Origin of the sequence: Romboutsia sp. Marseille-P6047, from assembly GCF_900604535.1 — a bacterium.
GTDB lineage: Bacteria > Bacillota > Clostridia > Peptostreptococcales > Peptostreptococcaceae > Romboutsia_E.
The window spans coordinates 18,523-33,165 of record NZ_UWOT01000022.1; the positions used below are offsets into that span (position 1 = coordinate 18,523).

Here is a 14,643-nt window from a genome sequence, read left to right on the forward strand (position 1 = left end):
AAAATAAAAGCTATGATATTAATAATAAGGAGGAATAAAGGTGGACAATAAACAAAGTAGAACTAGAAATTTTAGTATAATAGCGCATATAGATCACGGGAAGTCTACCTTAGCTGATAGATTAATACAGAAAACAGGTCTTGTTAGTGATAGAGAAATGAAAGATCAGTTATTAGATAATATGGATCTTGAAAGAGAAAGAGGAATCACTATAAAGTTACAAAATATAAGATTAGTTTATAAAGCTAAGGATGGAAATGAATACTTCTTAAATCTTATAGATACTCCAGGTCACGTAGACTTTAACTATGAGGTATCTAGAAGTTTAGCAGCTTGTGAAGGTGCATTATTAGTAGTGGATGCAGCACAAGGTGTAGAAGCTCAAACTTTAGCTAATGTTTATTTAGCATTAGATCAAGATTTAGAAATATTACCAGTTATAAATAAGATAGATTTACCAAGTGCTAGACCAGATGAAATAAAGGCAGAGATAGAAGATATAATAGGTCTTGATGCTAGTGAAGCTCCACTTATATCTGCAAAAAGTGGATTAAACATAGAAGATGTTTTAGAAGCTATAGTAAAAAATATACCAGCTCCTCAAGGAGATAAAGAAGCGCCATTAAAAGCTTTGATATTTGACTCATACTATGATGCATATAAAGGTGTTATAGCTTATGTTAGAGTTTATGAAGGTACTGTTAAAAAAGGTATGACTATTAAGATGATGAACACTAATAAAACTTTCGAGGTAACTGAAGTTGGTGTTATGGCTCCTGGACAAAGAGAACTTGATGAATTAGCTGCAGGTGATGTTGGTTATATAGCTGCCAGCATAAAGGATATAAGAAGCTGTCATGTGGGAGACACAATTACTGATGCAAATAATCCTACTGAAAATTCATTACCAGGTTATAAGAAAGCTACTCCAATGGTTTATTGTGGTATATATCCAGGTGAAGGTGAAAAGTATGAAAATGTGAGGGATGCATTAGAAAAGATGCAAGTTAATGATGCTGCTCTTGAGTTTGAGTCAGAAACATCGGCTGCATTAGGATTTGGTTTTAGATGTGGATTCTTAGGTCTTTTACATTTAGAAATAATACAAGAAAGATTAGAAAGAGAGTTTGATCTGAACTTAGTTACAACTGCTCCTTCTGTTATATATAGAGTTACTAAGACTGATGGAGAAATAGTAATGGTTCAAAATCCAGCAAACTTACCAGAAGTATCTGAGATAAAAATGATAGAAGAGCCAATTGCAAAAGGTGATATCATTGTTCCTAAGGATTATGTAGGTGTAGTTATGGAGCTATGTCAAGAAAGACGTGGAACAATGTTAAATATGGAATATATAGATGAAAAAAGAGTTATGCTTCACTATGATCTTCCGTTAAATGAAGTTATATATGATTTCTTTGATGCATTAAAATCAAGAACAAGAGGATATGGCTCTCTAGATTATGAGATAAAAGGATATGTTCCTTCAGATCTTGTAAAACTTGATATATTAATAAATAAAGAGCAAGTAGATGCTTTAAGTTTTATAGTTCATGAAAGTAGAGCTTATCCAAGAGGTAAGGCTATGTGTGAGAAGTTAAAGAATGAAATACCAAGACATCAATTTGCTGTTCCAATACAAGCAGCGGTTGGAAATAAAGTTGTTGCAAGAGAGACTATAAGTGCACTTAGAAAAGACGTTCTTGCTAAGTGTTATGGAGGAGATATTTCTCGTAAGAAAAAGCTTCTTGAAAAACAAAAAGAAGGTAAGAAACGTATGAGACAAATAGGATCTGTAGAAGTTCCACAAAAAGCATTTATGTCTGTACTGAAATTAGATGATTAATATTAAATTTAAATAAAATAAAAAAACAGATACATAAAAATATGTGTCTGTTTTTTTATTTAATAAGATATTAAGATATGTAACCAATATATTAAATTTAATAATTAAAGAGAAGCTGGTAATACTAAATATGTAAAAAAATATATTTTTTATTATATTTGGTAAGGAGGCAGCTTATGAGTAATGGATTAAAGAAGACCTTAGGATTGGGAACCGCATTATCTACCGTAATAGGGCTAGTAATAGGTTCTGGTGTGTTTTTTAAACCTCAAGCAATATATACTACAACAAATGGTGCTCCAGGTCTTGGTATAATAGCTTGGATAGTAGGTGGTATTATAACTATTATGGCTGGTCTTACGGCAGCGGAAGTATCAGCAGCTATTCCTAGAACTGGAGGCATGATGGTATATATAGAAGAAATATATGGAAAAAAGTGGGGCTTTTTAACAGGATGGATGCAAACTGTATTATTTTTTCCTGGTACAATAGCAGCTATAGCTGTAATATTTGCTCAACAATGTGCAGAGTTATTTGGATATTCAGCAACGAATATGTCTATAGTTCTTCCTATTGCTTTGGGTATAATAATACTATTAGCTCTTCTAAATAATATAGGATCTTCTTTTGGTGGTGCTATACAAAATATAGCAACAATAGGTAAATTATTGCCATTAATATTAATAATAATATTTGGATTTATAAAAGGTAATGGAGGTAATAGTGTATTTTCACCATTAGTTGGGCCTGGAGTAAATGCAAGTACTGCAATGGGACAAGTACTTATTGCAACTTTATTTGCATATGATGGATGGATAAATGTAGGGGCTATAGCGGGTGAAATGAAAAATCCAGGTAAGGACTTACCGACTGCAATAGTTGGAGGTTTATCTGCGGTTATGGCGGTATATATAATTATAAATTTAGCCTATTTGAGAGTTGCAGATGCATCAGAATTAGCATTAGTTACATCACCAGCAACATTGGTAGCTACAAGATTATTTGGTGATATTGGAGGAAAGATAATAACAATAGGTATATTAATATCTGTATTTGGAACACTAAATGGTTATCTTCTTACAGGACCTAGAATACCATATACTTTAGCTAGACAAAATATAATTCCAGGTAGTAAAGCATTATCAAAAGTAAATAAAGGAGGCTCTCCTACAAACTCAACTTGGCTAGTTGCTATATTAGCTTGTATATATGCTTTATCTGGACAGTTTAACTTATTAACAGATTTAACTGTATTTATAGTATGGGTATTTTATGTACTTACTTTTATAGGTGTTATAAAGTTAAGAAAAGATAATCCAGAATTAGATAGACCATATAAGGTTCCTTTATATCCTCTAATACCAATAATAGCTATAGTTGGAGGGTTATTCGTTATAGTTAATCAATTAATTACTGCTACGATTATAGCATTAGGAGGAATAATTATAACTTTAATAGGTATTCCAGTATATAGTTATATGTCTAAAAAAAATGAACATTAAAATTTTAATAGAAAATAATATTTAAATTGAAAAAAATGGGTAAAATAAAATAGATTAAAATATAAGTTCTATATAAAGTGTTTTTAGGCTTATATTTTAATCTTTTTTTATTATATAGAAATTTATATAACTATAATATGGTAAAAATAAGATGACTTAGAGTAAAATATAAATTACAAAAATAGATATTAAGGTAGGTATTTGAATGTTTGGATTGTACATACATATTCCATTTTGTGTAAAAAAATGTAACTATTGTGATTTTAACTCATTTAAATTAGATAAGAATCTAAAAAGTACATATTTAGAAGATTTAAGGAAAGAAATGGAATTATATAAAAATGAAGTAAGCGAAGAAATAACAAGTATATTTTTAGGCGGAGGAACTCCAAGTATACTAAATGGAGGTGAAATTAAATATATATTTAAATCTATAAAAGAAAATTTTAAGGTAAGTGATAATGCAGAGATAACTATAGAGTGTAATCCTGGAACGTTAACTGTAGATAAACTTAGAGCAATGAGAGAGTGTGGGATAAATAGGCTTAGTATAGGCTTACAAGCGACTCAAAATAATCATTTAAAATATATTGGAAGGATACATAGTTATGACGAGTTTGAGAAAAATTATAAAGAAGCTTTAAAAGAGGGATTTAAAAATATAAATGTAGACTTAATGTATTGTCTTCCTAATCAGACATTTGAGGAGTGGAAAGAAAGTTTAGAAAAGATAACGCATTTAAATCCGACTCATATATCTGCATATTCTTTAATATTAGAAGAAGGTACAGAACTATACAACATGCATCAAAGAAAAGAATTTAAACTTATGGATGAAGATACTGATATTGATATGTATGAATATACAATAAATTATCTAAATTCAAAAGGATATAAACAGTACGAAATATCAAATTATGCTAAAGAAGGATTTGAATGTGAGCATAATATACTTTACTGGAAGTGTGAACATTATATAGGATTAGGACCAGGTGCTTCTGGATATATTAAAAATATTAGATATGGAAACGTATGTGATTTAAATGAATATCATAAAATGATTGAAAAAAATGAAAAACCTATAGAAAGTAAAGAGATACTTAGTAAACAAGATAGTATAGAAGAGAAAATATTTATGGGTCTTAGAATGAATGACGGAATAAAATTTAATGATTTTAAAAATAAATTTAATATTGATTTTCTAGAAGTTTATAAAAGTCAATTAAGAGATTTAAGTGAAAAAGGATTAATATCTATAACTGAGGAAAGTATGAAATTAACTCAAAGAGGACGAGAAATATCTAATAGTATATTTATTGAATTTATGAATTAATAGTAAAAGTGTTGACAAAATAACTTTATAGTGATATAAATTAAATATAATCTTTTTAGCACTCGGATTTAGTGAGTGCTAACAGCAGGGAGGTGCAAGGATGGAATTAAATGAAAGAAAGTTAAATATCCTTAAAGCAATAATAAAAGACTACATAGATACTGCCGAAGCTGTAGGATCAAGAACTATATCTAAAAAGTATAACTTAGGTGTAAGTGCAGCTACGATAAGAAATGAAATGGCAGATCTAGAAGAATTAGGATATTTAATCCAACCTCATACATCTGCTGGTAGAGTACCAACGGAAAAAGGTTATAAATTATATGTAGATACACTTATGGCAACTAGTGAATTAAGTGACACAGATAAAAAGATGATTGAAAAATGTGTTCGTGATAATATAAATCACATACAAGATCTTATTCATGAAACTTCAAAGTTATTATCTGAGCTTACAAACTATACAACTATAGGATTTGCAAAAAACTTAGTTAATTATAGCACTATTAAACATATACAATTAGTTAGTATGAATGAAAATAATATTTTATTAATTGTAGTAACAGACAAAGGTGATATAAAGAAAGAAACTATATCCACTAAAGTTTATTTAGAACAAACAAAATTGAATATAATTTCTGATAATTTAACTAAAAAGCTAGGTGGAAAAACAATAACTCATTTAGACGATAGATTTGTAGCGTTTATAAAACATGAAATTGGAGAGTACTCTAATTTAATTGATCAACTTATAAATGCGTTGAATTCAAATTTATCAAGTGAAGAGCTTTATATGACTTTAAGTGGAGCTACAAATATATTAAGCTATCCAGAGTTTAATGATGTATTAAAGGCAAGATCTTTTTTCAATATGCTAGAGGAAAAAGATAATATAACTAAGATGACAAAATCTAAAGGTATATTAAAAGATAATACAAATATAATTATTGGTAGTGATAATGAAGTTGCAGAAGCTCAAGAATATAGTGTTGTCACAACCACATACAAAGTTGATGAAAACTCAGTAGGAAGAATAAGCTTTATAGGGCCTACTAGAATGGATTATTCTAGGATTTACTCTATAATAAGTTATATCAACTTACTGATTAATAATAAAAAATAAAAATTGAGGGGTGCAGTATCTTGGAAAAAAATATTCAACAAGATGAAAAAGATACTTTAGTAAACGAAGAAGTGGAAAATCAAGAGGTTAATACACAAGACGTTAGTGCTGAAGAATCAACTGAGTCTAGCCAAGATGATAATGTAATAGACATAAATACGAGGTTAGATGAAGAAAAAATGAAAGAAGAATTAACTAAAGAAAAAGAAAAATATCAAAGGTTGCAAGCAGAATACTCAAATTATATAAGAAGAACAAATCAAGAGAAAGAAACAATTGGTTTATTCGCTAATGAAAAAATAATAACTGAACTTATACCAGTTATAGATAGTATGGAAAGAGCTGTTGAAGCTTGTGATAATAAAGAAGATAATTTATTTGAAGGTATAAACTTAGTTCATAAGCAACTTAAGGATACATTAGCTAAATTTGGTGTGGAGGAAATAGAAGCAGAAAATGCTGACTTTGATCCAAATCTACATTTAGCAGTTATGCAAGAAAGTGTAGATGGCATAGATGCTAACAAAGTAATAATGGTACTTCAAAAAGGTTATAAGTTAGGAACTAAAGTAATAAGACCTACAATGGTTAAAGTTTCTTGCTAAGTAAAATGTAAGTAAATTTATAAAAATTTAAATTATAATAAATCACTTAAGGAGGATATAAATTATGGGAAAAGTAATAGGAATAGATTTAGGAACAACTAACTCTTGTGTTGCAGTACTTGAAGGTGGAGAACCACAAATAATAGCAAATACAGAAGGTATGAGAACTACTCCATCAGTAGTAGCTTTCACTAAAGATGGAGAAAGAATAGTAGGAGAACCTGCTAAAAGACAAGCGGTTACAAATGCAGATAAAACTGTAATATCAATAAAAACTCATATGGGAACAGATTACAAAGTTAACATAGATGGTAAAGGATATACTCCACAAGAAATATCAGCTATAATATTACAAAAATTAAAAGCTGATGCTGAAAGTTATTTAGGTCAACCTGTAACTGAAGCTGTTATAACAGTACCAGCTTACTTTACAGATGCTCAAAGACAAGCAACTAAAGATGCTGGTAGAATAGCAGGTCTTGATGTTAAGAGAATAATAAATGAACCAACTGCTGCAGCTTTAGCATATGGTATGGATAAATTAGATCAAGAAAAGAAAATATTAGTATTTGACTTAGGTGGAGGTACTTTTGACGTATCTATACTTGAAATAGGTGATGGTACTTTCGAAGTTTTAGCTACTGCTGGTAATAATAGATTAGGTGGAGATGACTTTGACCAAGTTATAATAGATTATTTAGCTGATGAATTCAAAAAAGCTGAAGGTGTAGATTTAAGAAATGATAAAATGGCTCTTCAAAGATTAAAAGAAGCTGCTGAAAAAGCTAAAAAAGAATTATCTTCAACAATGAGCTCAAACATAAACTTACCATTTATAACAGCTACTGCAGAAGGTCCAAAGCATTTAAATATAGATTTAAGTAGAGCTAAATTTGATGAATTAACTTCTCATTTAGTTGAAAAAACTATGGAACCAACAAAAAGAGCATTACAAGATGCAGGATTATCTACATCTGATATAGATGATGTATTATTAGTAGGTGGATCTACAAGAATACCAGCTGTTCAAGAAGCTGTTAAGAAGTTTATAGGAAAAGATCCTCATAAAGGTATAAACCCAGATGAGTGTGTTGCTGCAGGTGCTGCTATACAAGCTGGTGTTTTAACTGGTGAAGTTAACGACTTATTATTATTAGACGTAACTCCATTATCATTAGGTATAGAAACTTTAGGTAATGTATTTACTAAAATAATAGAAAGAAATACAACTATACCAACTAAGAAGTCTCAAGTATTCTCAACTGCTCAAGATAACCAAACTGCTGTTGATATACATGTTCTTCAAGGTGAAAGAAGTATGGCTTACGACAATACTACTTTAGGTAGATTCCAATTAACTGATATACCACCAGCACAAAGAGGAATACCTCAAATAGAAGTTACTTTTGATATAGATGCTAATGGTATAGTTCATGTTACTGCTAAAGACTTAGGAACTGGAAAAGAACAAAAAGTAACTATAACTTCAGGAACTAATTTAAGTGAAGAAGAAATAGAAAGAAAAGTAAAAGAAGCTGAAATGAACGCTGAAGCTGATAAGCAAAAGAAAGATAAAATAGAAGCATTAAATCAAGCTGAATCTACTATATATCAAACAGAAAAGACTTTAAATGAAGTTGCTGATAAAATAAATGCAGATGACAAAGCTAATGTTGAAGCTGCAATAGCTGATTTAAAAGCTGTAAAAGATAGAGAAGATGCTACAGCTGAAGAAATAAGAAAAGCTATGGATGAAGTAATGAACAGATTCCAAAAAATATCTGAACAAATGTATCAAGCTGCAGCTCAAGAACAACAAGCACAAGGAGCTTCTCAAGAAGGGCCACAAGATGATAATGTTGTAGATGCTGACTTTACAGAAGTAAATGACGAAAAATAGGTTACAAAAACAGAGTAATTTTATATAATAAAATAGAATGTTAAATCTGTTAAATATAAAGAATAATAGCTTGTAGTTTTAATATTCTACAAGCTATTATTTTGTAAGATAAAGGTGGTGACAAACTTGAGTACTAAAAGAGACTACTATGAGGTACTGGGTGTAGGTAAGAGTGCTGATGAGAAAGAGATAAAAAAAGCTTATAGAAAACTAGCAATGCAATATCATCCAGATAGAAACCCTGATAATAAAGAGGCAGAAGAAAAGTTTAAAGAAATAAATGAAGCTTATGAAGTATTATCAGATGAAAATAAAAGAAGAACTTACGATCAATTTGGCCATGAAGGTGTAAATGGACAAGGCGGATTTGGTGGTCAAGGATTTGGAGGCTTCTCAGGGGGAGCTGGAGGATTCGAAGACATATTCGGAGATATATTTGGAGATATGTTCGGAGGTGGATTTGGTGGCTCAAGCCGTCAAAGAAGAAGAGGTCCTGAACGTGGAGCTGATATAAGACAAAATGTAACTATAGATTTTGAAGAAGCTGCTTTTGGTAAGAAAGTTTCAATAAAGATAAATAGAAGTGAAGAGTGTAATGAATGTCATGGATCTGGTGCAAAACCAGGTACATCTAAGAAAACTTGTCCAACATGTAATGGTAGTGGAGAAGTTAGAACTGTTCAAAGAACTCCTTTTGGTAACATAGCAAGCTCTAGAACATGTAGCGAATGCCATGGAGAGGGAGAAATTATAGAATCACCATGTAATAAATGTCATGGAACAGGAAGTACTAGAAAAGTTAAAACTATCGAAGTAGATATACCTGCTGGTATAGATGATGGTCAAATGATTAAGCTTTCTGGTCAAGGTGAAATTGGATCGAAAGGTGGTCCAAGAGGAGACCTTTATATAGTTGTAAATATTAAGAAACATTCATTATTTACAAGAGAAGGATATGATGTATACTTAGAAATGCCAGTATCATTTTCACAAGTTGCTTTAGGTGGAGAAATAGAAGTGCCTACATTAGATGGAAAGGTATCATATAATGTACCGGCTGGAACTCAAACTGGAACAGTGTTTAGACTAAGAGAAAAAGGTATACAAAAACTTAGAGGAAGCTCTAGAGGTGACCAATATGTTAAAGTAGTGGTTGAAACTCCAAAGCACTTAACAGATAAGCAAAAAGAACTTTTAAGAGAACTTGCTAAAGAGTCTGGTGATGAGGTTCATGAAAAAAAGAGGACATTCGGACAAAAAATAGAAGATATGTTTAAGAAAAAATAAAAGCTGTATTAATTAGGATAAAATTTAATTATAATAGTTCAGAGTTTAGATAATTGTTTACTTTGAACTATTATAGTTAAAATACCTAACTAATACAGTTTTTTTATTAAAATAGTAGAAGTATAAAATATTACTCATTCATGATTTCTATATAATTTAAATAATAATTTAAAATTGTATAAAAGAATGTTATAAAAGATAATAATAAATATGATATAATAAAATTTACGGAAAAATAGGAAATTTAATAGTAAAGGATGGACATAAATATGAAATGGATTGAAGTGACTATAAAAACTACTACGGAAGCTGTTGAAGCTATAACTAACATATTAGATGACTTAAGAACGGGTGGAGTTATGATAGAAGACCCTAAGGATTTCTTCTTCCAAAAGAAAAATGAACTAGATTGGGACTATGTTGAGGAAGAAGTTTTTAATAAGAGAAACAGCGAAGGTGTATTAATAAAAACATACATATCAGAAGAAAGAAATGTTATGGAATTAGTGGAAACTATAAAACAAAAAGTTTCATCTTTAACTGGATTTGGTATAGATATAGGTGAAGGAAGTGTATCTTTAGGACAAGTTAATGAAGAAGATTGGGCTAATGAGTGGAAAAAATACTACAAGCCTACTAAAATAGGAGAAAAATTAGTTGTAAAACCAACTTGGGAAAACTATGAAGTCCAAGAGGGAGATTTAGTAATAGAATTAGATCCAGGTATGGCATTTGGAACAGGAACTCATGAAACTACTACAATGTGTATGAGAGAACTAGAAAAGTACGTAAGAGAAGATTCTAAAGTATTTGATATAGGATGCGGAAGTGGAATACTTGCTATAGCTGCTGCAAAACTTGGGGCTAAAGATGTAATAGCTGTTGATTTAGATGAAGTAGCTGTAAAGGTAGCAGCAGAAAATGTTGCTCATAATAATGTAGAGAATTCTGTTAAGGTTCTTCATGGAAACTTAATAGATGTGGTAGATGATAAGGCTGATGTAGTTGTAGCTAATATAATAGCTGATATAATAAAAATATTAGCAAAAGATGTTCATAGTTGTATGAAAGAGGATGCAGTATTTATATCATCAGGTATAATACATGCTAAAGTAGATGAAGTTAAGGAAAGTTTAATAGAAAATGGATTTGAAATAGTTGAAGTAAAAACATTAGGCGAATGGAATGCAATAGTTGCTAAACTTAAGTAGGTGTAGTTTATGGATAGATTTTTTATAGAAAAGAAAAATATTAATTTAGAAGAAAATACTTGTATTATCGAAGGTGAAGATGTAAAACATATTTCAAAGGTGTTAAGATGTAAAATCGGAGAAAAAATAGAAGTATGCGATAAGGATAACACGGAGTATATTTGTGAAATTACAGATATAAGCAAGGATTTGGTGGAGCTAAATATACTTAATAAGGTTGAGATAAAAAGAGAAGCTGATGTAAGAGTAAGACTATATCAAGGGCTTCCTAAAGGACCTAAAATGGAAATGATATTACAAAAACTTACTGAAGTTGGTGTAGATGAAATAATATTAGTTCAAACTAAAAGAAGTGTAGCTAAAGTTGATGATAAAAAAGAAGATAAAAAAATAGAGCGTTGGGAAAGAATTATTTATGAAGCTGCTAAGCAAAGTAAAAGAGGTATAATACCAAAGCTAAGAGGTGTTTTAAGCTTTAAAGAAGCTTTAGAAGACATGAAAAATAATGACATGAATATATGTCCTTATGAAAATGAAAGGACAGTATCAATAAAAAAGGCTATAAAAAATGCAGAAATAAGTAGTATAGGAATATTCGTAGGACCAGAAGGTGGAATTACAGAAGATGAAATTGAAAATGTTCAAAAAATCGGTTCACATGTAGTTTCATTAGGTCCTAGAATATTAAGAACAGAGACAGCATCAGTTGTTGCATCGTCTATAGTTTTATATGAACTAAGTGACTTAGGAGGAGATGAATAAAGTGAAAAAAGTAGCTTTTTACACACTAGGATGTAAAGTAAATCAATATGAAACAGAAGCCATGCTTGAGATGTTCAAAAAAGATGGATATGAACAAGTTGGAAGTGAAGAATATGCAGATGTATATGTTATAAATACATGTACAGTAACTCATATGAGTGATAGAAAATCACGTCAATATATAAGAAGAATGAAAAAGAAAAATCCAAATGCAATAATTGCAGTAGTTGGATGTTACTCACAAGTTTCTCCAGAAGAAATACTTGAAATAGAAGAAGTAAACCTTGTAATGGGAACTAATGAAAGAAGAACAATAGTAGAAGAAATAAAAAAATTAGAGGAATCTAAAGGCGAGAAAAAAGCTAGTACTGTTGATGATATAATGAAGGTAAGAGCTTTTGAAGAAATTGAAATAAGCCAATCAAATGGAAGAACGAGAGCATTCATGAAAATTCAAGATGGATGTGATAGATTCTGTACTTACTGTATAATACCTTATGCAAGAGGTGGAAAAGTAAGAAGTAGAGATATTGAAAGTATAGTTAATGAAGCAAAGACTTTAGCTGAAAATGGATATAAAGAGGTTGTATTAACAGGTATACATGTTGCTTCTTATGGTAAAGATTTAAGAGAAAGTAATTTAAAACTTTTAGATGTAATAAAAAGAATTAATGAAATAGATGGAATTGAAAGAATAAGGACAAGTTCAGTTGAGCCAATTTTATTTACAGATGAATTTGTAAGTGAAGTTGCTAAAATGAAAAAAGTATGCCCTCACTATCACTTATCATTACAAAGTGGGTGTGATGAAACGTTAAAAAGAATGAATAGAAGGTATACTACAGAAGAGTATAAAGCCATAGTTAATATATTAAGAGAAAAAATACCTAATGTAGCAATAACTACAGATGTAATAGTAGGTTTCCCTGGAGAAACTAATGATGAGTTCAACAAAACATATGATTTTTTAAGGGACATAGAGCTTTCACAAATGCATGTGTTTAAGTATTCACCAAGAAAAGGTACTCCAGCATCTACTATGGAAAATCAAATTGATCCTCAAATAAAACAATTTAGAAGTGATCAGCTTATAGCCTTAAGTAAAACAAACTTTAATAAGTTTGCAGAAAAGTTTATAGGAAGTGACATGGAAGTTTTATTTGAAACTAATGTAGTGGACAATAAATACGAAGGACTAACTCCTAACTATATAAGAGTAGTTGTTGAAAGTAATGAAGATATACATGGTAAAATACTAAAAGTTAAATTAACTGACATAAAAGATGAATATGTTGAAGGTATTTTAGTATAAGATGTAGAATTATTACTTATTGTATAGATGGGAGGTGTTATAAAGAAAATGAGTTGTATATTTTGTAAAATTATAGATGGTGAAATACCATCACAAAAAGTTTACGAAGATGAAAAAGTCATCGCATTTAATGATATAAATCCAGTAGCACCTTATCACATATTAGTTGTTCCAAAAAAACACTATGAAAGCATAATTGATATAAGTGAAAATGAAATGGAGATTGTTGCACATATTCATAATGTGATAAATAAAATAGCTAGTGAGAAAGGTTTTGATAAATCTGGATTTAGAATAATTAATAACTGTGGAGAAGATGGTGGACAAGAAGTAAAACACCTTCATTATCATGTACTAGCTGGCAAGAAATTACCTTTATATGAAGCACAGAACAAATAATGTAATCAAAAATGTATTCTTCTTTACGAAAAATACTTGATAAAAGTATATTTTTAGTTTATAATAAACAAAGTGTGAGGTTGTAATGCATATTATGCAGATTATAATCGTAGTTACAGTCCCAGCATAATTCGCGCTATCGGAGGGAGGGAAAAAGAAATGTCAGAAGTAAGAGTAAGAGAAAATGAAACATTAGACAGTGCTTTAAGAAGATTTAAACGCCAATGTGCTATGTCTGGCATCATGTCTGAAGTTAGAAAAAGAGAGCACTATGATAAGCCAAGCGTTAGACGTAAGAAAAAAGCTGAAGCTGCAAGAAGAAAAAACGCTAAGAGATAGTAAAAAAGAATAAAGAGGTGAAGGGAATGTCCCTTAAAGAAAAGTTACAAGAAGATTTGAAGTCTTCCATGAAGAACAAGGATACAGTAAAAAAGTCTGTAGTAACTTTAATAAGAGCTTCTATTAAGCAATACGAAGTAGACAATAGGGTTGAACTTGAAGATGATGCAATCATCGACTTAATTGCAAAGCAATTAAAGCAACGTAGAGATTCTTTAGTTGAATTCCAAAAGGCTAATAGAGATGATTTAGTAAGTGAAACAGAAGCTGAAATCGAAGTTTTAAAAGAGTACCTACCTCAACAGTTAAGCGAAGAAGAATTAAACGAAATAGTAAAATCTACTATATCTGAAGTAGGAGCAACTTCTATGAAGGATATGGGAAAAATTATGGCAGCTATTAAACCTAAAACAAAAGGTAGAGCTGATGGAAAACTTATAAATGAGTTAGTTAAAAATAACTTACAATAGATTAAAAGCCTAGAGATTATCTCTAGGCTTTTTTATTGTATGAAATAATAAATTTAATCATAATGCCTATACCTTGTACATATTTATAAAATAAATAAGTTAATAAAATGAGGTGGATAATTTGATTATATCAATAAAAGAAATAAGGAATTTTCTAATAAGTATATTAATACCACTATTAGTAGGCTATTGCAGCTCTGTGATCGCTAATTTATTATCAGGTTTGGATGTAAGTACATACTATTCTCAACTTATAAAACCTGGTTTTGCACCCCCAGGTTATATATTTCCCATAGTTTGGACTATACTATATACATTAATGGGAATATCATCATATATAGTTATGAAAAAAGGGTACGATTTATATAAAGTAAAGGATGCTATGTTTTTTTATTGGTTGCAGTTAATTTTAAACTTTATGTGGAGTATATTATTTTTTGGACTTGATTTAAGGTTTACATCATTGATAGTAATAATTATTTTATTAGTAATAGTTTTAATTATGATCTTTAAGTTTTATAAAATAAATAAAGTTGCAGCTTACATAAATATTC

The 14,643-nt window shown here is 29.9% G+C and carries 14 protein-coding genes; all 14 read left to right on the plus strand.

The window, feature by feature from the left end; all coding sequences use genetic code 11:
- Positions 1-40 precede the first annotated feature (40 nt).
- Positions 41-1,846 (plus strand): translation elongation factor 4, encoded by a 1,806-nt coding sequence (gene lepA / locus EIH23_RS15365; RefSeq protein WP_122641300.1) that lies wholly within the window; start codon positions 41-43, stop codon positions 1,844-1,846.
- A 176-nt stretch (positions 1,847-2,022) separates the two neighbouring features.
- Complete coding sequence (locus EIH23_RS15370; protein ID WP_122641301.1) at positions 2,023-3,348, plus strand: APC family permease; 1,326 nt, start codon at positions 2,023-2,025, stop codon at positions 3,346-3,348.
- A gap of 205 nt (positions 3,349-3,553) precedes the next feature.
- On the plus strand, positions 3,554-4,681 hold the full coding sequence (hemW, locus tag EIH23_RS15375; protein WP_122641302.1) for a radical SAM family heme chaperone HemW: 1,128 nt from the start codon (positions 3,554-3,556) through the stop codon (positions 4,679-4,681).
- A gap of 100 nt (positions 4,682-4,781) precedes the next feature.
- The gene (gene hrcA, locus EIH23_RS15380) at positions 4,782-5,804 is read left to right on the plus strand and encodes a heat-inducible transcriptional repressor HrcA (protein WP_122641303.1); all 1,023 of its coding nucleotides are present in this window, start codon (positions 4,782-4,784) and stop codon (positions 5,802-5,804) included.
- A gap of 20 nt (positions 5,805-5,824) precedes the next feature.
- Positions 5,825-6,409 carry a nucleotide exchange factor GrpE gene (gene grpE, locus EIH23_RS15385; protein ID WP_207734765.1) on the plus strand — a complete coding sequence of 195 codons (585 nt, stop codon included), beginning with the start codon at positions 5,825-5,827 and terminating at the stop codon, positions 6,407-6,409.
- Between the two features lie 64 nt (positions 6,410-6,473).
- On the plus strand, positions 6,474-8,309 hold the full coding sequence (gene dnaK, locus EIH23_RS15390) for a molecular chaperone DnaK (protein ID WP_122641305.1): 1,836 nt from the start codon (positions 6,474-6,476) through the stop codon (positions 8,307-8,309).
- Between the two features lie 126 nt (positions 8,310-8,435).
- Positions 8,436-9,596, plus strand: a complete 1,161-nt coding sequence (gene dnaJ / locus EIH23_RS15395) for a molecular chaperone DnaJ (protein WP_122641306.1) — start codon at positions 8,436-8,438, stop codon at positions 9,594-9,596.
- Between the two features lie 269 nt (positions 9,597-9,865).
- Positions 9,866-10,807 carry a 50S ribosomal protein L11 methyltransferase gene (prmA, locus tag EIH23_RS15400; RefSeq protein ID WP_122641307.1) on the plus strand — a complete coding sequence of 314 codons (942 nt, stop codon included), beginning with the start codon at positions 9,866-9,868 and terminating at the stop codon, positions 10,805-10,807.
- Between the two features lie 9 nt (positions 10,808-10,816).
- Entirely contained in the window at positions 10,817-11,569 is a 753-nt protein-coding gene (locus EIH23_RS15405; RefSeq protein WP_122641308.1) for a 16S rRNA (uracil(1498)-N(3))-methyltransferase, read from the plus strand.
- A gap of 1 nt (position 11,570) precedes the next feature.
- A complete protein-coding gene (mtaB, locus tag EIH23_RS15410) occupies positions 11,571-12,881 on the plus strand; it encodes a tRNA (N(6)-L-threonylcarbamoyladenosine(37)-C(2))-methylthiotransferase MtaB (protein ID WP_122641313.1) in 1,311 nt (436 codons plus the stop codon).
- Positions 12,882-12,929: 48 nt separating this feature from the next.
- A complete protein-coding gene (locus EIH23_RS15415) occupies positions 12,930-13,280 on the plus strand; it encodes a histidine triad nucleotide-binding protein (protein WP_122641309.1) in 351 nt (116 codons plus the stop codon).
- A gap of 159 nt (positions 13,281-13,439) precedes the next feature.
- Positions 13,440-13,619 (plus strand): 30S ribosomal protein S21, encoded by a 180-nt coding sequence (gene rpsU, locus EIH23_RS15420; protein WP_122641310.1) that lies wholly within the window; start codon positions 13,440-13,442, stop codon positions 13,617-13,619.
- 26 nt (positions 13,620-13,645) lie between these two features.
- Complete coding sequence (locus tag EIH23_RS15425) at positions 13,646-14,089, plus strand: GatB/YqeY domain-containing protein (protein ID WP_122641311.1); 444 nt, start codon at positions 13,646-13,648, stop codon at positions 14,087-14,089.
- A 121-nt stretch (positions 14,090-14,210) separates the two neighbouring features.
- Positions 14,211-14,643 (plus strand): TspO/MBR family protein (locus EIH23_RS15430; RefSeq protein ID WP_164489100.1); only part of this gene is annotated, 433 nt, incomplete at its 3' end.